Below are 19156 nucleotides of genomic sequence, written 5' to 3' on the forward strand. Positions count from 1 at the left end.
AAAAATAAAGAGGCCCGCCATGTGGCGGGCCTCGTGTCGCGGCAGGGTATCGCCTAGCGGCGCCGGCCGAGCAGATTGGGATTTGCGGTCAACAGCGCCAGGGTCGCGGCAAGCCGCGGCCGGTTTGCCTTGCGCAGCGCCGGGACGCCATGCGATTGCAGCGCATGGACGATCCCGTCGATCAGTGGAATGAGCAGAGCGACGACGCCAAGAAAGAGAATGGCGCGCTGCTCGATCAGCCACTGCGCCAGTGGCAACTGCACCAGCGCGAAGAACGTGGCGACGCCGGCGAATGCGGGAATGACGAACTTCAGGGTCGAGGTAGTGACTTGCATGAGAGAACCTCTTTTGGTGGGAGCGTCGATCATTATAATGATCTAATTAATAAATGTCAATATAAAAGGCAAAAAAAAGAGGGCCCGGAAGGGCCCTCTCTGCGCAACGCCACCGCCTTTGTCTAGCGCTTCTCCATCGCCTTCGAGAGGCTCTCGAGGACCTCGGTTGCGAACCGCCGCCAGCTTGCGTTCTCCGCCTCAAGCGCCTCGATATAGGCACCGATCTCGGCGAGGCTCTTGCCAGCACCCATCGCCTGGCTCGGTGGCGCAGACGGAATGCTCTCGCGCAGACTTGCCAGGGTGCTCGCGAGCTCGTCACTGGCCGCCTCGACCGCCACCTGGGGCTCAGGCGAAGGGGCAGCAGGGGCCTTGCGCCGGGTCCGCGCTGGCTTGCGCTCCGCGGCTTGTGTCGCGGGCTTGGCAGCTGGCTTGGCGGCTGGCTTGGCGGCTGGCTCGGTGCGCGCTTCCACGGCTGGCTCCGGCTCCGCCGGGGGTGTCTCCTCCTGCACCCCTTCGGCAAGGGTGTAGGTGGCAGGCGAGCTCGCCGCATCGAGCACCAGCAGACCCTCCTCGACCAGGGCATGCAGCGTCTCGCTGATCTCTTCCTGGCCATAGCCCTTTACCTTGCGAAAGATCGAGGTCATGGGTAGCGGGCGCGGGCCGAAGGCTCCGAGCACGGCCTGGCGAAGCTCGCTGTCGCCGCCGGCATCGTCGGCCTCGATCTCAACCAGTGCCGTGACGACCTCCTCCCCCATCACCTTGGTCACCTCGGCCTGACCGGCCTTGGCCAGCAGGCCAATCGCGTCAACGAGCGTGGAGCGCTCCACCCCGAGCTCGCGGCGAAGCTCCTCGAGCTCCCTCGGCGTGGCAAGGAGCGGCAGTACCTTGTCGGCAAGGGCCGCTATCTCGTTCGCCGAGGCGACTGGCTGTTCCGTCTTCTGTGCCTTGGCAGGCGCCGCGCGCTTGGCAGGCGCCTTCGGCTTGGCCGGGGCCTTTGTCGCCCTGGATGTCTTTTTGGCGCCACCGCTCGCTTTCTTTGCTGGCGCCTTGGCGGGAGTCGGCGGCTTCTCGAGGGGTTTGCCGTTATCCAGGATGGCCTGAAACTCTTCCGGCAGCGTCGGCAGCGATTCAACGCCGATATAGGCGTGCGCGTCTCGCGGTGTCCCGGACTCGTCGGGGATCATCTGACGCTCGACCGTCGGTGGCATGCGGTTTCGCTGCGTGTAGAGAATCTTGCCGACCTGGGAGGCCGGCATGCCTGTCTTTTCGGCAATCTCCCGATTGCTCATGGGCACGCCTTCGCGGCTCAACAGATGGAGCACCAATGCCGTGTGGCCCGTGGCCTTGTCGCCGGCGTTTCGCATCTTTCTGCCTCCAGTTTGTCGTCCCAAGTGGAACGCGAGTGAGTATGAAGAACTCGATGGAAAAAGTATAGGCGAAAATTAGAGATTGTCAGTGGCGAGACAAAAAAATCGGGCAGGGGTTGCGAAAAAGAACCCGGCAGAGCGCTCTGCCGGGTTTGGAGTACTGTCTTTTTGCTACTGGCGCAAGGACTCCGGGAGGAAGCGCTGGTGGCCTTCTGTGGCCGCCGGCGGGCCCCTTCGCTCGCGCTCGCGATCGGCCCGGCGACGCTCCATCTCGGCCGCCTCGCGCTCACGCTGCGCCTGCTCTCGCTCGGCCTGGGCGCGGCGCTCGCGCTGCTCTCGGCGCTGCTCCTCGCTCTGCGAGCCCTCGACATCGGCGCCGATGTGGTTTCGCAGGCGATCGAAGAGAATCGCCTCGGGTCCAAGGAAGTAGCTCACCACCACGTAGGCGTCCTGACTGAAGGACTGCGCCCGCGCACCGCGGATGCCCTGGAGATAGCCAAGCAGTGCGATATTGTTCTCGCGGTACTGGCGACTGATCGCACTCCAGGTGTCCTCGCGGCTCGCGCGCTCGATCATGCGATCGGCCTCGAAGAGCGAGGGCAGGGGCCTGAACCCGGAGCTCTGCTGGATGCCGGGGACATAGATCTGCGAGAGGAGCTCCTGGTGGATATGGTAGAGCGCGCGGTTGAAATCGAGTCCGGGGTTGTCGATGCGGCCATTGAAGCGGATCACCGCCGACTGCCACTCGTCCTGGCCGGTCCACTCAAGGAGGATCCCGTAGGCCATCTGCTGGAGCTTCTCGGCGTCAAAGATCGCACCACCCCGGTAGGCGATGCCAAGCGGGTAGGCATCATCCCAGTCGATGCGCCACTGCCGCCCGGGGGCGGTGTCGATGACAAAGCCGATCTCCCGCGCCTCGGTGACCGGCGACTGGGTGAGCAGCATGTTGTTCGCATAGTAGAGATAGGCCCGGACGTACTGGCTGAGCTCGCCCTTGCTGTCATTGGCAAGCGCCTGGGAGAGCGGAGGGATCGCACCACTTCTCAGCGCCCGCGCCTCGACCAGCGGCGTGCGGTGGCCATAGGGATTGGTGGTCATCGCCACCGCCGACTCCACTGCCGGCGGCGGCGGCGGATCGTAGAAGACGATCACGGCGGCCGAGGCCGCTGAGATGAGCAGTGCCACGGCAAGGGCCGTTCGTTGCATGCGCTTGGTGATGATCATGGGGCGAATCCTCGTTTTTTATATAGTAAAAAATAAATGAAGCGCTGGCAACCGCGGAACACTCAGGCGGCTGGTGCTGCGCCTGGCGCGAGGCTCGTCCCGCCACCGAGGAGCTTGCGCGGATCAAGGCCGGCTGCCTCGAGTGCGCCGCGAAGCTTTTCCTCGGCACCCGCTCCCCGACTGAAGGCCTCGCGGATGGCGTGCGCGGTGCGCGGATCAAGAAGCGCCGGGGCATGGTCGGCGGCGAGATGGCAGGCGGCGAGCGCGCGCCCACTGGCGCTGCCATCGGCGGCCACGTACTGCCTGACAACCGTTGCGACGGCATGGCGGATCGACGCCGGGGTGCAAAGCCCGAGCGCGGCGAGGCGGCGAAAGGCGGCCTGCTCGGCGGGGAGACTTCGGCAGACCAGGCGCTCGCCAGCGGGAAGGCGCTCGGAGAGAGCGCTTCGGTTCAGGAAGTAGTGGCGCTCGGCCCGGAGCAGCCGGATCTCGACGCCGGCCGGCACGGCCCAGTGGCCCATTGCCTCTCCGGGGTCGAGTGGCGACGCCACACCCGGCAGGGCAGTCGCATACGCGCGGGTGTGGCTGACAAGCGAATCGATGACTGCGTCGCTGGCGCGATCGCGGCCGCGCTCGTCGAGATAGCGCGCATCCCGCGGGTGAATGCCCTCATGCACAGCCGGGCTGCCCGCCCCGCGCGTGGACGCCCAGACGATGCCGTTTTCCTCGGCAAAGCGCGCCAGGACGCCAAGCGAGTGCGGCCCGAGTGCCGACTCTGCCGTCCGCGGGTAGGACGAGCAGCCGCGCTCATAGGCGGACTGGAGGGCGGCGGCCGTCTCGCCGGGAGAGGGCGAGCCATGCTCCCAGGCGCGCTCGATCAGCGCGAAGAGTGACTGCCCGGGCCGGGTCTCCTCCGGTGTCGACCAGGCGATGCTGGCAAGTGTGGCCTGCGTGAACTGCTGCGAGAGCTGGTAGGCCACCTCGCTTGGCGCGTACGGGCAGCGGGCATCGAGATCGGCCTCGATCAGATAGTCGGCCGCCCCCTCGGAGACGGCAAGGCGCACCTCGGTGGTGGCGAGCGGCGCCTGGCTGATGGAGGCCGCAAAGGGCGTCTGCACCCGCCCAAGTGCCCCATAGGCATGGGCGCCGGCGCTGGCAGGTCTGGCGAAGGCATGGCCCACCAGGCGGTCGAAGAGCCGCCTCGAACGCGCCTGGTCGCCGCGGTCCGCATCCGGCAGCCCCGGCGCATCGAGCGCGCGGAGCACACCTGCGGGGTCGAGCGAGCCGAGGTGGATGCGTACGACCGTGCGGGGGGAGTCGCCAAGCAGGGCCGCTGCATGGGCGCCGATCAGCTCACCCTCGGGGTCGGGGTCGGTGGCAATGGCAAGCCCCGTGCAGTCCGACAGCGCACCGCGAAGGCGGCGCACCAGCACCGGGTCGACGGGCGCCAGGCGGCCGGGGCCCGACCCTTGCGCAGGCGCAAAGTCGAAGAGCCGCCCACGGGTCGAGAACACCCGGACATGGGGTAGCCCGAGCGCAAGCAGTGCCCCACGCAGGGACTCGCGCTTGGCGCTCGCCTCGATCAGGATCAGCGGGCGTTCGCCAAGCGCAGGCAGCGCCGCGGCCGTCATGCGTGGCCGCTACTGGATGTTGTCGAGCAGGATGTCATCCGGGCTCACGCGGACGTTGCCACTTGAGTCCATCTCGACATTACCGCCGGTGGCCGCATCCAGGCCGGTGTTGGCCCCGCTCTGGATCTGCTGGGTCGCCTGGTTGACGGTGTCCTGCATCTGCGCGTTGACCTGGCGCACCATCGGTCCGGTGACCGCCTGGAGGATCGCGCAGGAGTCAAAGCCGCTGCCGATGCTCGCCCCGAAGGCCGGCAGGCCGGGCATGGAGAGGCCCAGATCACAGGTGTTCGGGACATCCGGGTTCTGTGAGATCTCGGCATTGCCCTCGGTGCGCACCTGCATGTCGATGTTCTGGCAGTGGCGCGGGACCTGCGGCTGGTGCTGGCGCACGTTGCGCGCACAGATTCCCGCCTCGGCGCTGGCGGAGCCAAGGAGCGAGGCGCCCGGGAAGGTGCCGAGCGCGTCGGGAGCCGGGATGAGCGGCAGGGCAAGTGCGGCGCCAAGCGCCACTGCGGCAAGAGCGTTACGCGGCATGGTCAATGTCTCCCTTGTTAAGGCGGTAGATGTGACTGAAGAGATCGGCGGAGATCCGGCAGCGCAGCATCATGTCGATGCGCTCTGCCAGGATGCGCGCATGTGGCAGCACGCCGTCATCCGGGTCGGCGGTGCTCGCAATGTGAGTCGCGTGCAGGTAGCAGACCACACCCCAGCCACCCTCGTACTCATCGGCCCGCGCATCAAGCCAGGCAATCCCGGAGAGGCACTGGCGAAGCGGCATGGCGGCAAGCAGCGGGATCAGCTCGTGGAGCACGCGCTCGGCCCGCGCGGTCAACGGGACCTCCACCACCCGGGGCAGCGCGCCGGCGAGTGTCGTGAAGAGATCCGGGAGCTCATCAAAGCCGTAGGTCCAGCCCTCCCCCTGCTCATGATGCTCAAGGAAGGCCCGGATATCCGGGTGAAAGCTCGCCCAGAACGCGTTCTGCGTCTCGGGGGAGAAGAACTGACCCTGCGGGGGCTGCTGTGCCATCACGCGCTCTCTTCTTGTTTTTGTGCCGTGTCGATTGACGCCGACCGGGGTTTCGTTATTTAATATCCATTAAAATATATCACAAACAGGGAGCGCTGCAATGTCTCGGCTACAGTTTCGGGGCACCTCGCCGCACATCGACAACCTGGTGTACTTCGACAGCCTGGTGGCCGGCAGCTCGCCGGCAGCCGTCCAGGGCAAGTCGCTGGTGCGCCGGCTGAAGGAGAGCCAGGAGGCGGTGGTCAAGCGGCTCTGCCGGCTTGGCTTTCGCCCGGCGGAGCTGATGCCTGCGGTCACCGACTACTCGGCTCGCGCCCGCCGCGCGCCATCCACCGACAAGACAATGACACCCGGCCTGTAGCCGGGGAAAAGACAGGAGCAGACCCATGCAGGCCATGAATACCCGTCTGACAGGTGCCGCCGCAGCGCTCGCCCTGGCCCTCTCGCTTGGCGTGAGTGCGCCGGCGAAGGCGCAGTTCATGAACATCGACTACGCGAACCTCGCCGAGAACATCGTCGGCAACATGCAGTCGATGAATTTCTGGGCGCAGGAGAAGATGGTCCTGATGGAGTCGATGTCGCTCAACACGGCGCTCAGCGATCTCACGATCCAGAACCAGAACAACGCCACGGCGAACACCATCATCCGGATCAACCAGCGGGCCACCGACCTGCACAACACCCGGGCGATCACCCGCTCGATTCCCGCCTATGACGTCTGCGACAACGTCTCCATCGTGGTCAGCATGGAGGACGCGGTCTGTGCGGCGGTCGAGCGCAAGGACGACGACCAGCAGCGCATCGTCGAGAAGCACACCAACTTCTCGCAGAGCGCGGGCGAGTTCGAGCGCTCGCGGCGCGAGGCGGCAGCCGAGCTGGTCGGCGCCTGTGATGAGCTTGGCTTCGATCGCTGCGCCGACGCCTCGATGCTGCTTGGCGGCAGCGGCGATGGGCTCAATATCTCCGATCGCGACGGCTCCGCCGAGGCGACCTTCCGGCAGATCGACATCATCACCGGCGGGCTCCCCGAGAGGAAGACATCGCCAAGCCTCGGTGCCGGCGTTGCGGCCAACGAGCAGCGCATCAACGACCTGCGCCGCGAGGCCCTGCGCAGCCTGGTGACGACCTCGCTGAGCGAGATTCGCGCGGCGCGGCTTAGCATCGATGACATGCCCTCGGAGTTCCAGAACATGTGGGAGTTCTCCGCCCAGCGCTGGGGCACCGAGGAGGCCGAGGATTTCCTGAAGCGCATCGCCAACGCCCACCCCGACAAGGCGGAGCTTGGCAACCGCGCCCGGACCTACCCCGAGGAGGTGATTCGCCTCACCGCCTCGATGCAGGCCTTCCAGACCTTCATGGCGGTGGAGTCCTACCGGCAGTCGCTGCGCCTTGAGGCGCTCAATGCCGGCATGCTCTCGCTGATGATTCAGCCGCTGCTGGAGCAATAGGCCATGCCCAGGCACTCCTTTGCGGCCTGGCGGCTGCTTGTCGCGGTAGGGCTCCTCGGGCTCGCGCCGCTCGCCCAGGCAAACGACGGCGTTGGTTTCGTGGCGACGCAGTTTGCCGCGATCGCACAGCTGATCGTCATTGTTGGCTACCTGGTCGGCTTCGTGCTCTTTGGCATCGGCATCTACGGCTTCAAGCGCTGGGGGGAGAACCCGAACTCCTTCCCGCTCTCACGGGCGGTGATGTCCTGTATCGCGGCAACGCTGCTGCTGACACTCGGCGCGACCTACGACATAGTCATGCGAAGCACCATTGACCCGGGTTTCTCGGGCTCCGACTCGCGTCACGCGCTCGCGCTCAGCGCTGACGCGCTTCGCATCGACTCGTCCTCGAACAGCATCTTCTCCGAGTACCTGCCGGAGCACACCATCGCGGTCATCCTCGGCTTTATCTTCGTGGTCGGGCTCTACAACTTCGTGAAGGGCATCTACCTGCTGAAGAATATCGGCGCGAGCCAGCAGCAGCAGGAGGGCACCATCGCGAAGCCGCTCACCCACATCATCGGTGGGATTCTCGCGATGAACATCAACGTCTTCAGCTGCATCCTGGCGAACATCATCGGGTTCAGCGGGATCTGCATCGGATAGGGGAAAAGACATGCTGAAATGGCTCAAGCAATCATTCACGCCGGGCACCGACTTCTCCGCCTGGGTGCGGGAGGAGTCGATCCGGCCGCTTGATCTCGGCGAGACCGAGAGCATCGACGAGATGGGCGAGGATGAATTCCGCCTTCGCTATCGCAACATGCGCATGACCTGCATGGTGGTAATGGCGGCGAGCGCTTACGGGGTGCTGCGCATCATCGGGGCCGAGAACATCGTGGCGCTGGCGATCGGCGTACTCTTCACGGCGGTCGCGCTGCTCGTCTTTGTCACCCTCTCGCGCATGCTCTGGGTCAACCGCCTCGCCTTCTCGATTCCGCGGGGCCATGCCCTGCGGGCCGACGCAGCGCGTTGGCTCGATGCCCTGATGGCGGACCCCCGCGAGCTCCTGCCACTTGCGCTCGGGGCCCGCGGCAAGGCGGCAATCATCGGCCAGGGCCAGGCGTTGCCGCCCGGGGGCGCAGGCGCGTCTGCGCGCATCGGGCGCGAGACGCCCGCGATCAGCCATGATAGAATTAAAAAATAGAATAATAATAAGAGGACACCAGTGATGCGCCGCATCGTCTTTCTGCTTCTGCTCAGCGTGGGGCTGGTGGCCACCTACTCGGTTGCCCATGCGCAGGCCGATGACACCTTCAACTTCGTGAGCTCTGACGCGGCGACCTGGATTGATCGCATCTCCGGTGTGGATGCCGACAACCTCTTTACCGTCTACATGGAGCAGATCTTCGGCACCAGCGAGCAGCGCACGCTGCTCGCACAGGTGGCTGGCATTGCCAACGTGGTCGGGCTGGTCCTCGCCGTGGTCATCCTGCTCTACGTGATGATTGGCGGCGTGGTGCGCACCGCCCATGAGGGGGCGGTGCTCGGTAAGAACTGGTCGTCTGTCTGGCTGCCGATCCGGATCTCCGTTGGTATCGGGCTTCTGATGCCGACCGGTGAAGGGGGGCTTTCCACCGCCCAGCACATGATTCTCGGGCTGGTGGATGTGGGCAATCGCCTGGCCACCATCGCCTGGAACGGAACGGTCGATGGACTGCTCTCGGGCGCCCAGATTTCGGGCGTTGTCGATACCGGGGACATGGACTTCACGGAGACCAAGCTCCAGCTGCTGGTCTGTGCGGAGAGTTGGTACCAGGTCCAGCAGGACCAGGGGCGGGATGCGCGCTGGGGCTTTTACGTCGCTCGCACCGGTGACAACAACCGGGTCCGACGTGATATTCAGGGGGGTATTCGGGAGAACGGCGGGCTTCAGCTGCCCGCTGATGGCACCATTACCTCGATCGCCTTCGGCGACCAGGGTCGCTGTGGCTCGATCAATCTCCATGATTATGCCGGCGTCGTCACTGACGGCAGCAGCGAGCAGGGCGCCATCGGGCAGAGCGAGCAGTCACGCAATCTCTTCAATAGCGTCGCGTTCAGCCCGGTGATCCTGCGGGCGCGCGGCAACGCTGCTGTTGCCGGGGGTATCGTGGTTGTTGAGCGCCTGGAGGGGCTCGCGCAGATCGCGGGCGCTATCGTGACGGCACAGGATGATGAGTATGCTGGTCGACCTGGCCTTGGTGGTGGGGAGGGCGTGCTCGCAGACAACGTCGAGTACAACGGCGCATCCCCACGCGTGCGGCAGATTGCAGCCGACATCCGCGACTTCGACCGCAACACCAGCAACGCGATCATTGCCCGGGCCATGGAGGTGATCCAGTCTGACACCAGCTACGTCGATGGCTATCGGGACAGCCTGAAGCAGGGTGGCTGGCCGATGGCCGGCGCCTGGTTCCTGCAGCTCGACCGCTTTCAGAACCTGGCCTCTTCCAGCGTCGAGGGTGTCAAAAGCAGTGCAAAGTACGTCGGCAACATCGGCAATTGCCAGGGGCAGCGCTCCTGGTTCAGCCGTAACTCATCGGCAGGCTGTGAGGCAATCGTAAAGGACGTCTCGGCCGTCTCAAAGCTGGTGGAGCAGGCCAAGATCGAGCGCATGGGCTCCTCGCCCACCCATACTGACGTCATGGCAGTCCTTGGGTGCGAGGGTGACTGCACGGCGCGGGGGATCTGGTCGAACCTCTCCGGGAGCATCGCCCGAGCCCTCCTCGACGCACTCACGGGGCTTGGCACCATCAAGAACCCCGCAGTGACGGAGTTCGGGCTCTCCAGCAGCATGACCTCGGATACCGGGATCACCAATCCGTTCCAGGTTGTGACAAGCCTCGGACATGGTATTCAGACAGTGACGACCACGGTGACGCTCGCCAACATCGGGATCGCCGCGGGGGCCTTTGGGGCGTCCGGCAACGTGGCGGCAAGTTTCTTCGGTGCCGGCGGGCTTGAGGGCGCCTATCGGGCCATCGCCCCGCTCATCACCGGGATGATCGTCCTCATGTTCGGCGCAGGTTTCACACTCGCCTTTGTCATCCCGTTCATGCCGGCAACCATCTGGATCGTCATGCTGGTGAAGTACCTCATCACCGTCATCGAGGGGTTCGTCGCGGCACCGCTTGCGGTTGCCCAGATGGTGACCCCGGAGGGTGAGGGTATTAGCGGCACGCGCATGGAGCGCGCCTGGGCACTCATGGCGGCAATGGTAGCGCGCCCGCCGCTCATGGTGGTGGGACTGGTCGCCGCGATGACGATCAGCTACGTGGGCTTTGCCATCATGAACAGCATCTGGTGGACCGTGGTCGATCTCAACACGACGACCGGCATCTGGGAGGTGCTCGCCATCCTGATCCTCTACCCGGCAATGGCGGTCATGATCCTGAAGAAGTGCATCGAGGTGATGGCGACCCTGCCCGACACCATCCTCACCTGGTTCAGTTCCGGTGTCGGTGGCGCCTTCGGCGGGGACAACGGGGCGGCGGGGCTCGATCAGGAGGGGACCATGAAGACTGCCGCAGGATCGATTCACAAGGGCGCGGCAGAGCGCGCCGCGGGCAAGGTGTCCTCGGATCAGAAGCGCGCAGAGAGTCAGGCTCAGCAGGCGGCCGCCAAGCGGCAGGATCAGGCGCGTGAGGAGCGCGAAGACCGCCGATTCGACCGCCTTGCGGACAACCTGGCGAACCGGCTCGGAGGCGGTCGGCGCTAGTGACAATAAAGAGGGGCCAGGTCACTGGCCCCTCTTTTAGCCTTCGCCGCGGTCGATCCGCTCCTGCTCCCGGTAGCGCTCCCGGAAAGAGCGCGTCGAGAAGAGCAGGATCAGCGCGCGCACCGGACGGACATTGATCGCGTTCAGGAAGAGGTGCGTGAAGAACACAAAGATCAGGATGTCATTCACGCCGTCCGCCATGCCAAAGCCCCAGGCCCGAAGCTGGTCGCTCAGATCGTAGGCCGCGAACCAGGTCTCCAGCGGTGTCGCAAGCTTGTGAACGCTGTTGTTCAGCAGGAACAGCAACGCGTAGAATAGAATTGTCAGAATCATCGGTATGGTCTCCTCAGCTTTCTCCATTATAACGACCAATATTTAATTTGTCAATAACAAAAAATAGCCAGACTGTGATGCAGTTCACAAACTGAGCACTCGGCGCACCGGGCCGCTCTGCGCCGCGAGCGCCAGGATCAGCGGCAAACGGCACGAGAAATTAAATAAGTGGTAAAATAAGGAAAGTGATGGATAGGAGAGCAACCATGGCATACGAAGATCTCAACGCCGCAGTCGCCGAGCTCGAGAAGAGCGTCGCGCGCCCGGCCCAGGCCTGTGTCGGCCACGTCGACCAGCACGGCCGCTTCATCGAGCTTGCGCGCCTGGTGAATGGCCCCCTTGAGCAGGGCGGGGAGCCCGTGACCCGGGTGCAGCTAAAGGGGGCCGGCATCGATCTGCTCGGCGTGAGTCTGCGGGAGCAGGCACCGCGCGGTGGCGTGATGACGCTTGAGGGTGCTGATGCCTCGGCGCAGCGCGTCGCCGAGCTCCTTGGGCTCTCAGGCGCCGCGCAGGCAACGCTTGGTGATCGCGCGGGCATGGCCGTCGAGCGCATGGACGTCGGCGATCTGATGCGCGCGGTGCTCCGCAACCCCGAGCTCTCGAGCTTCCGGGTGGGTGCGAGCGCCAAGCGCCTCGAGGCGAGCCTCAATGAGGCGGTGAGCGTCGAGCGCGGCCAGGTGCTCGGCGGCGGTGATGATCTCGGCGTCCTGCGCCGTGCGCTCGAGCAGGGCGGCGGCGAGCCGATCCTCCGCCAAACCCGGGGTGCTGATGGCGAGGCGCGCCTGGTGGCGGTCGAGGTGTCCTCGGCAAGCGATGCAAACGGGCGCGACGCGCTCGCCATCCAGTATGCGAGCATCAAGGCCATGCACGCCGCTGGCATGACCCGGGGCGAGGCGAGCCTGGTCGAGGATGCGCAGTCAGGCGCGCTCTACCTGGTGCGCGATCGTGCAGGGGCGCCGCTCATCAAGCCCCAGCAGACCGCCGAGGGCTTCCGCGTGCGCCGCTCGCACATGTACGCCGGCGCGGTCGTGCTGAGCGCAGAGCAGGTGCGCCGGATGGCGCCTGCCGGCAATGCCCGCCAGGCCAACATGGCCTGGGAGCGCGCAATCGACGTTCAGGCGAGGCTTGGTAGCCGCGCCGAGGCGATCAATGCGCAGGCGGCCGCCATGCTCGCCCCGCTGCTTGGTGCGACCAGCACCAGCGGGCCGGGCTACATCGCCACCATCAAGGGCGATGGCGAGCTGCGTGTTGAGATCGACAGCGCCCGCAATGGCTACCAGCCAGATCACCTCAACGCCGCCAACCGGGCGGACATTGCCGCCGGCGGTTTCGAGGGCGTGGTGCCGGCCAGCGCGAGCCTTGAGGATCTCATCGAGCGAAACACCATGATCGGTGTGCGCGCAGAGATCGATCGCCACGGCGCCGAGCAGTCCTTCGCCCGGGCGCGAAGCGCGAGCAAGGCCTTCGTCGCCACCGTGCGCGAGCTCGACGCGAGTGGCATGCTCTCGGCTGGCACCGCGCGGCGCCTGACGAGCGGCCTTGGGCGGCCGATTGGCCACCACCTGGATGGGGCCGAGGCCGCACCGCGGGCGGTGACCATCAGCGCTGGCAGTGCCAAGGCGGGGCTTGATTTCGCCCGCCGCGCCGCCAACCAGAACCAGGTCGGCTACAGCTACGGCAACGGCTGACCGGATCGTGCCGGACGCTAAAAACCCCTGCCCGGTCTCCCGGCGCAGGGGTTTTTCATGTCCAGCGGTGCAGGCGGCTTGCCATGCGCGGCGCTCGCCTGCGCTATTGCTCGTCGTCGAAGCGAAGCTCCTCGCCGCTGTCCTTGCCCTGGGGAGTCTCCTCGCCGAGGCCGCGCTCGGTGGTGATCTCCCCACGCGCACGCTCCTCCCGGCGAATGGCCCAGAGAACGATGCCCCGGGCTGCGTCGTTGTAGTCACCCACGCCGCCGAGAAGGCGCATCTTGTGCGCGGTCTCCTGATCGAGCTCGAATTCCACCTTCACTGTACGTTCGCCTGACACTGGCAACCCTCCACGTTAATTTAATGGATATTATAGTCAGAATAGTGGATGACGTCAATGCGGGCAGGCCGGCGGGTGCCGGCCTGCCGTTCGCTCAACCAAGCTCCAGGGCATCAACGCCCTGGCGCGCCCAGCGCTTGGCCTTCGACTCGGGGTCGTAGGACTCGCCACGGCGCTCGGCGATCGAAGCAAGCACGCGGTCGATCTCCGGCCGGCGCTGGCGCTCTTCGAGGGCCTCGGGCGTGAGCGCCTCACAGAGCTCCTTCAGGACGTCAACGGCGGTCAGGCGCCGGCGCATGTCCTCCTCCACCGCATCGAGGAGCTTCAGCTCCCGGTCGGTGAGCGGCTCCATGCGGACCTCCTTCAGCGCCTCGGCAAACCCCTCGGCGTTGATGGCAGCACCGCTCTGCTCACCATGGACGCGCTCATCGAGATAGCGCGTGTAGGCGAGGAGCTCATTGGGGGAGAAGCGGCCTGCGCCGCCCTCGCCATCGGCGTTCAGTAGCCGATCGAGCGTCTCCGCGAACACCTCGGGCTTGTGGTAGGTGTCGAAGAAGAGGCTGTACTTGGCGTGGATGAGGAGCTCGGCCACCCGGGCCTTGTCCGCGCACTTGTCGGCAATGCTGAAGACATCGGCGGTGTGCAGGCGAAGCGACTGGGGGTTGTGATCTGCGTTCTTCTGCACCTGCTGGTGCAGTGCGGCGCTGTCGCCACGGCTCATGAAGCCATCGAAGAGCGAGCCAATTGCGTGGCGCGCCGGGGGGAAGCTCGAGGTCATGGCCTGGGAGGCGCGGCGCTTGAAGTCGTTGCCGGCACCGCCAAGGATCTCTGCGTGGCGGTTGATCGCGTCCATGTCGAGGCCGAGGCGATCGATGACCTCCTGGGTCAGCATGCCGTCGGTCGGCACGAACATGGGCGAGGCGTTGGCGGCGATGGTCACCAGTGGAATCCGCGGGCTGCCCTCGGGCAGCTCCGTCTTCGGGGTATAGAGGTAATGGCGGATCTGCTCGTGGTCGAGGGTGAGCATATCGCTCGGGTCCTGGGTCAGGTCGACGCAGATGATGCGATTGTCGGTGCGCGGGTCGTTCATGATCGGCAGCACCACCGAGGCACAGTTCCTGGCTGCGCCATAGATCGAGGAGAAGTGCATCACGGGCTTTCGCTCGGCCAGCGTCGATTTCGCGAGGTTCTTGTCGGTCAGCACCTCGGTGGCATAGCTCCACAGACGCGGGTTGCCGGCGCGAACGCGGGCGCCAATCTCGGCCACCATGGCGACATCGGCGATCGCATCATGGGCCTTCTCCGCATCAATCCCGTTGACCGCGGCAATGTCGGCAAGGCGCAGGCGAACGGCACCGGTCTCGGGATCGGGCGCCGGCCAGTTCAGGAGCTCCGGGCGCAGGGCCCGGACCATCATCATGAACGGATAGAGGTCAAAGCGCCGGTTGCCATTCTTGTACTCATGCTCGTACGGGTCGGTGAGGTTGCGGAAGAGCCCATGGCGGATCATGGGGATGTCGAACCCCTCCCCGTTGTAGGTCATGAGCAGCGTGCGCTCAGCCTTCATCAGAAAGCGCTTAGCGGCCCGGAAGAGCGCCATCTCGCCAACCCCGTTCTCGGCAAGCCAGAGGGGGCTTATGCCATGGACCAGGTTTGCCTTGGGGTGGCCGACCACGTCCAGGCGCTGTCGCGAGAAGATCTCCAGGCGCTCGAGCTCCCTGAAGTTGGGGTCATAGGCGATGCCGGCGAACTGGAGCGGCTGACCGAAGCGCTGGTCGGTCGAGTCGGTCTCAAGGTCGAGGCTCACGTAACGATTGAAGATCGATGGTCTGCTCATGCGGGCACCTGACTGGTCGTCTGTCTTTTTCTCATCATAGCAGATTTGCGTATTGCTGAAAATATATTTACAATAATAATATAAGAGGAGGATGGCCCATGACCACCAATCGCGTGTCCGTTGTCGCGCTTCGCGACCGACTCAAGCAGCAGGCAGCGGAGGCGCTGACGGACTTCAGCACCCAGCTGCGAACGATGAAGCAGCAGGTGCAAAAGACAAGCGACACGCGACTCGCCGAGTTGATCGGGGTGCGCCACCCAACCGTTGGCCGGATCCTCGATGCAAGCCGCCCCGGGGCGAGTGGGGTTGCCATCAAGAGCTGGCTTGCGGCCTGGCATCGCGCGGGCATGCTTGAGCCGGCGATGAAGGGCTACTATCGGCGCCTGCACGCCTGGTCAAAGACGCCGAAGGTCCAGGCGGCGATCGAGCAGGCGGGCCAGAGGCCGGAGCGTGTCCATGAGATGATCGTGCAGATGGCCGCGAGCGAGCAGGAGAAAGACCGCGACTCCGCGGTGGCATCGGCACTCCTCCAGCTCGCGCTTGGCGCCGAGCTCTATCTTGAGTATGCCCGCCGCGACCCGATCAACCACAGCCAGCTTGCGGAGATCCTCGGCATTACCCCGCCGACGGCGAAGCGCCTGACATCCCCGATTGATGACTCCGGACAGGGGACCAAGGTCGAGACCTACCTCATGCTCTGGGCGCTCATGGGGACGCTGCCGGAGATGGCGAAGGCGCTGCAGGCAGCGCTCGACCAGGCGCTTGGCAATCCGAAGAAGGCGCGCGCCGAGCTCGGGGCGGATTTCGAGAAGGGCGATGAGCCCGTCCAGGAGAACACGCTCGATGCGAAGCCGCGCTTCGCCATGGCCCCGCGGCTCTGATGCCGCGGGCTTAAAATATATTTGCGAAAATAAATATGCGGTGCTATTGTGCCAGCATAACAACAAGAACAAGGAGTGTTGCCATGCAACTTGCACGACTGACAGGACGTCTCGGACTTTCCGGACACGACACCGACCGCCTCGCCGAATGCATGCTTGAGAACAAGGGTCTTCAGGCCGCGGTCGAGAGCGTGGACGCAACCATCACCCTGGAGCAGGCCTACAACGTCTGCCGCCAGATCGCCCGCGAGCTGCTGGGCGAGGAGCTCGCCGACCTGGCGCCGCAGATGGCGCTTGAGCGCATTCTGCTCGCCGAAGCCGAGTACGACAACTGGCAGGCCGAGGGTGAGCGACGTCGGGCGGCCCGGCTCGCCGCGGCGCTTGCTGACGAGATGACCGGGGACGTAGCGGAGGAAGAGGGCGACAAGCGAGAGGCTGCCTGATCTCTCACGCTGCGTTTCAAGAGTGCACAAAGGCCCTGAAGGGCCTTTGTGCGGTTTGGCGACAGGGGGCTGGGTGTCTCCGATGGCCCGTCTCATGCGCCACCCTTGTACGCCAGTACTTAAAAGGCGCCGGCGCCGCCGCCACTCCAGTAGCAATGTGGCCAGGTCCCTTCCTCCGGCCACGTGCAGCTCGGGGGCGGCGGTGGCGGAGGCGCCGATTCGCAGGACACACCACAGGACCAGGCCGTATGGGAGCCGGTGCTGGTGGTGCTGTCACGCCGTGCGGTGGCGCCGTTGTAGTTCGGGGCGAGCGATCCGTTCGGGCCCATGGCGGCGTTGTTCCGCGCACCGGGCCGGTTCGACTCGAGCTGGTTGAAATTCCAGGCGAGCACCGGCGTCTCGGCAAGCAGTGTCGCCGCGAGATCCGGCGCTGCCGGGTCGAGCGCGCCGCCAAGTGCCGCCCCCTGGGGGGCAAGCGCGAGCAATGCCGTTGCGAGAAGCGTTCGGATGATCTTCATGATTCGTTGTCTCCCAAGCTATGCCTGCTTGAGCAAGCGTTTCAGGCGGTGCGAGGTGTCCCGACGTGATCCACTGTCGGAACGTCGATCGGCCCTAGATGCCGCCAATGTTAGACTGGCAGTTTGGCCAGGTTCCGGTCTCGTTCCACTCGCAGCTCGGCGGTGGTGGTGGCGGTGGGGCCGACTGGCAGGACACACCACAGGACCAGGCCGTGTGGGAGCCGGTGCTTGTGGTGCTGTCACGCCGTGCGGTGGCACCGTTGTAGTTCGGGGCGAGCGATCCGTTCGGGCCCATGGCGGCGTTGTTCCGTGCACCGGGACGATTGGCCTCGAGCTGGTTGAAATTCCAGGCGAGCACCGGCGTCTCGGCGAGCAGTGTCGCGGCGAGATCCGGCGCTGTCGGGTCAAGCGAACCGCCCAAGGCCGCACCCTGGGGGGCGAGCGCCAGCAATGCCGTTGCGAGAAGCGTTTGGATGATCTTCATGATCTCGGCCCTCCATTGGCCAATCGGGTCTCTATATTTAAACAAATATAAAATAAAGACTCTGTCTCTGCAAGCAGTCTCTGGTCCAACCGGTCAGAACTCACAGTACACATCCGCAGTGACCTGGCCGGTATGACCGCCGACCTGGTCGGAGGCGCGGACCACCCAGTAACTGCTGGCAAGTGTCGCAGGCGCATTCTCCGCGAACGCCCAGATCTGTCCGCGGCGCGAGCGCCCGGCCGCCGTTTGTCCCGTCGCGGTGACGTCAAAGCGCTGGCTGCCCGGGGTCACCTTGATTCGCGGGACACCCCCCCAGGTGCTGCACACGGGCTTGCCGATCAGCGTCCCGTTCGAGACGCGGAAGGTGGCAATATGGACATACGAGGGGAAGAGCATGGACATCGGCACCGTGCGACCATTACGCGTTGTGACGTGCAGGCGCGAGACATCGACGGTGCCGCGAAGCGCCGTTGAAGTGCGCAGGTCACCGGTGCGGCTGAAGGCGAGCTCGTTGAAGCGCATCCAGCCCTGGTTGCCATCGGCGAGGACGCGATCGCCCTCGATCGTGAGATCGTTGTCGGCCGAGACCGTGGCGTTACGGCCTGCATCGACCAGGAGGTCGCGGGCCGCCTCAAAGCGCATGTCGCGACTGCCAAGGTTCAGGTTGTTGCGGCCATCAATGGTGAGCCCGGCCGCTGTGCGCGCGGCGATGTCGTTGCCGCGGATCACGCCATGAGCGGTGATCGCATCGATCACGCTCTCGCCGGTTGGCTCGAGATAGCGACTGTTGACGCGCCCGGCGCTGTTACGGCCGTAGTAACGCGGCGAGGTGACCGAATCGAGGACATCTGCAATGCCGCCAACATCGAGATCCTCATCAATGCGCGCATAGCCCCGAACCTCAAGATCCCCCAGCACTTCCAGGTCAGTATCGACGATGACGCCGGGATTCCAGAGCCCGTCGGCCGGTGAGCCACCCGCGTCGAGGGAGAAGCGGCCGAGGCGAAGGGCGGCACCACTGACGTTGTAGATGCGACTGGCACCGCGGATCTCGCGCTGCCAGTCCGGTGCGCTGACGCTGCCATCGGCACGGCCGGCCTCGCTGCGGTCATCATTGATCCAGCTGATACCGCCTGCCATCCGGTTCGAGCCGTCAATTCGGAGCCAGGCATCATTGCCGCCGTTGGTGCTCGAGAGCATGGTCACCCGCGCCGTCGCCGGGTCGGAGTTGAACAGCCCATCGGTCGCAGCGAAGGTCGGAATGAGGTTGCTTGCGGTGCCGCCGGCCGCCGTAATGGCGGCAAGGCCTGCCAGGTCGGGTGCTGGCTCGCCGCGGGAGAGTACCGGCGGCATGTGCGTCTCGGCACAGACGACACCACCCATGGCCGCACACTCCCGGCCGGCATCGGTCTCGAAATCATCAGCATCGCTGCCAACAACCGTGGTGTAGGTCAGCGCGCCAAAGCGCGTCTGGTCGGGGAACTGGCAGGCAAGGAACGCCGAGTCGCCGGGTGCGCTGTCATCAATGAGCCCACCACAGGCCGTCGACTTGAGCCAGGCCGTGCCGGTGTAGGTGCCGTGGGCAGAAGCGTCATTGGCGTTGACGGCAAGCCAGGAGCGCACCGCGTTGTTGTACTGATAGAGCTCGACCCCCAGTTGCTGGGCGCGGGCGTAGGTCATCTCCCGCTCCTTCTCCTGGAAGGTCATGATCATGACTGCCGAGGCAATGCCAATGACGAGCATAAGCTCAAGCAGTGTGAAGCCCCGTTGGTGGCGGAAGGTCAAGGATCGGGTTTGCCGGCGCATCGCGCACCTCTCTTATTATTATCGTGTCAATTTATACGAACCGTGCCGCCATGGC

The 19156-nt window shown here is 65.2% G+C and carries 20 protein-coding genes; 8 read left to right on the top strand and 12 right to left on the bottom strand.

The window, feature by feature from the left end:
- Positions 1-53: 53 nt before the first annotated feature.
- From J2T57_RS06630 to J2T57_RS06655, 6 genes are all read right to left on the bottom strand, one after another.
- Entirely contained in the window at positions 54-335 is a 282-nt protein-coding gene (locus J2T57_RS06630) for a hypothetical protein (RefSeq protein ID WP_253476094.1), read from the bottom strand.
- 122 nt (positions 336-457) lie between these two features.
- Complete coding sequence (locus J2T57_RS06635; RefSeq protein ID WP_253476097.1) at positions 458-1699, bottom strand: helix-turn-helix domain-containing protein; 1242 nt, start codon at positions 1697-1699, stop codon at positions 458-460.
- A gap of 174 nt (positions 1700-1873) precedes the next feature.
- Positions 1874-2926, bottom strand: a complete 1053-nt coding sequence (locus J2T57_RS06640) for a hypothetical protein (protein ID WP_253476100.1) — start codon at positions 2924-2926, stop codon at positions 1874-1876.
- A gap of 62 nt (positions 2927-2988) precedes the next feature.
- Positions 2989-4557 (bottom strand): hypothetical protein, encoded by a 1569-nt coding sequence (locus tag J2T57_RS06645; protein WP_253476103.1) that lies wholly within the window; start codon positions 4555-4557, stop codon positions 2989-2991.
- Positions 4558-4566: 9 nt separating this feature from the next.
- Positions 4567-5091 carry a hypothetical protein gene (locus J2T57_RS06650; RefSeq protein ID WP_253476106.1) on the bottom strand — a complete coding sequence of 175 codons (525 nt, stop codon included), beginning with the start codon at positions 5089-5091 and terminating at the stop codon, positions 4567-4569.
- Positions 5081-5584, bottom strand: coding sequence for a hypothetical protein (locus tag J2T57_RS06655; protein WP_253476108.1), 504 nt, complete (start codon positions 5582-5584; stop codon positions 5081-5083). The genes J2T57_RS06650 and J2T57_RS06655 overlap by 11 nt, the downstream gene beginning before the upstream one ends.
- A 100-nt stretch (positions 5585-5684) precedes the next feature.
- Here J2T57_RS06655 and J2T57_RS06660 point away from each other — a divergent pair, with 100 nt between their 5' ends.
- From J2T57_RS06660 to J2T57_RS06680, 5 genes are read left to right on the top strand one after another with little or no spacing between them, the layout of a single operon-like run.
- Positions 5685-5945: a hypothetical protein gene (locus tag J2T57_RS06660; RefSeq protein WP_253476111.1), complete on the top strand. Its 261-nt coding sequence runs from the start codon at positions 5685-5687 to the stop codon at positions 5943-5945.
- 25 nt (positions 5946-5970) lie between these two features.
- Positions 5971-7032 carry a hypothetical protein gene (locus J2T57_RS06665; protein ID WP_253476113.1) on the top strand — a complete coding sequence of 354 codons (1062 nt, stop codon included), beginning with the start codon at positions 5971-5973 and terminating at the stop codon, positions 7030-7032.
- A 3-nt stretch (positions 7033-7035) separates the two neighbouring features.
- Entirely contained in the window at positions 7036-7677 is a 642-nt protein-coding gene (locus J2T57_RS06670; RefSeq protein WP_253476115.1) for a hypothetical protein, read from the top strand.
- Between the two features lie 10 nt (positions 7678-7687).
- Complete coding sequence (locus J2T57_RS06675; RefSeq protein WP_253476116.1) at positions 7688-8218, top strand: hypothetical protein; 531 nt, start codon at positions 7688-7690, stop codon at positions 8216-8218.
- A gap of 24 nt (positions 8219-8242) precedes the next feature.
- Positions 8243-10771 carry a DotA/TraY family protein gene (locus tag J2T57_RS06680; RefSeq protein WP_253476117.1) on the top strand — a complete coding sequence of 843 codons (2529 nt, stop codon included), beginning with the start codon at positions 8243-8245 and terminating at the stop codon, positions 10769-10771.
- A 36-nt stretch (positions 10772-10807) separates the two neighbouring features.
- On the opposite strand, the gene J2T57_RS06685 is transcribed toward J2T57_RS06680, so the two are convergent.
- Positions 10808-11104: a hypothetical protein gene (locus tag J2T57_RS06685; RefSeq protein WP_253476118.1), complete on the bottom strand. Its 297-nt coding sequence runs from the start codon at positions 11102-11104 to the stop codon at positions 10808-10810.
- A 206-nt stretch (positions 11105-11310) separates the two neighbouring features.
- Here J2T57_RS06685 and J2T57_RS06690 point away from each other — a divergent pair, with 206 nt between their 5' ends.
- Positions 11311-12792, top strand: coding sequence for a hypothetical protein (locus J2T57_RS06690; RefSeq protein WP_253476119.1), 1482 nt, complete (start codon positions 11311-11313; stop codon positions 12790-12792).
- Positions 12793-12895: 103 nt separating this feature from the next.
- Here the strand turns inward: J2T57_RS06690 and J2T57_RS06695 are convergent, their stop codons facing one another.
- Both J2T57_RS06695 and sbcB read right to left on the bottom strand, forming a co-directional pair.
- Positions 12896-13132, bottom strand: a complete 237-nt coding sequence (locus J2T57_RS06695; protein WP_253476120.1) for a hypothetical protein — start codon at positions 13130-13132, stop codon at positions 12896-12898.
- Positions 13133-13226: 94 nt separating this feature from the next.
- Positions 13227-14969: an exodeoxyribonuclease I gene (sbcB, locus tag J2T57_RS06700; protein ID WP_253476121.1), complete on the bottom strand. Its 1743-nt coding sequence runs from the start codon at positions 14967-14969 to the stop codon at positions 13227-13229.
- A gap of 98 nt (positions 14970-15067) precedes the next feature.
- Here sbcB and J2T57_RS06705 point away from each other — a divergent pair, with 98 nt between their 5' ends.
- Positions 15068-15850 carry a hypothetical protein gene (locus J2T57_RS06705; protein WP_253476122.1) on the top strand — a complete coding sequence of 261 codons (783 nt, stop codon included), beginning with the start codon at positions 15068-15070 and terminating at the stop codon, positions 15848-15850.
- An 83-nt stretch (positions 15851-15933) separates the two neighbouring features.
- On the top strand, positions 15934-16293 hold the full coding sequence (locus J2T57_RS06710; protein WP_253476124.1) for a hypothetical protein: 360 nt from the start codon (positions 15934-15936) through the stop codon (positions 16291-16293).
- A gap of 119 nt (positions 16294-16412) precedes the next feature.
- On the opposite strand, the gene J2T57_RS06715 is transcribed toward J2T57_RS06710, so the two are convergent.
- From J2T57_RS06715 to J2T57_RS06725, 3 genes are all read right to left on the bottom strand, one after another.
- The gene (locus J2T57_RS06715) at positions 16413-16811 is read right to left on the bottom strand and encodes a hypothetical protein (protein ID WP_253476126.1); all 399 of its coding nucleotides are present in this window, start codon (positions 16809-16811) and stop codon (positions 16413-16415) included.
- 94 nt (positions 16812-16905) lie between these two features.
- Positions 16906-17295: a hypothetical protein gene (locus J2T57_RS06720; protein ID WP_253476128.1), complete on the bottom strand. Its 390-nt coding sequence runs from the start codon at positions 17293-17295 to the stop codon at positions 16906-16908.
- A gap of 93 nt (positions 17296-17388) precedes the next feature.
- Positions 17389-19101 carry a type II secretion system protein gene (locus tag J2T57_RS06725; RefSeq protein WP_253476130.1) on the bottom strand — a complete coding sequence of 571 codons (1713 nt, stop codon included), beginning with the start codon at positions 19099-19101 and terminating at the stop codon, positions 17389-17391.
- Between the last annotated feature and the right edge of the window lie 55 nt (positions 19102-19156).

This window comes from Natronocella acetinitrilica (assembly GCF_024170285.1).
In the GTDB taxonomy this organism is placed as follows: domain Bacteria; phylum Pseudomonadota; class Gammaproteobacteria; order Nitrococcales; family Aquisalimonadaceae; genus Natronocella; species Natronocella acetinitrilica.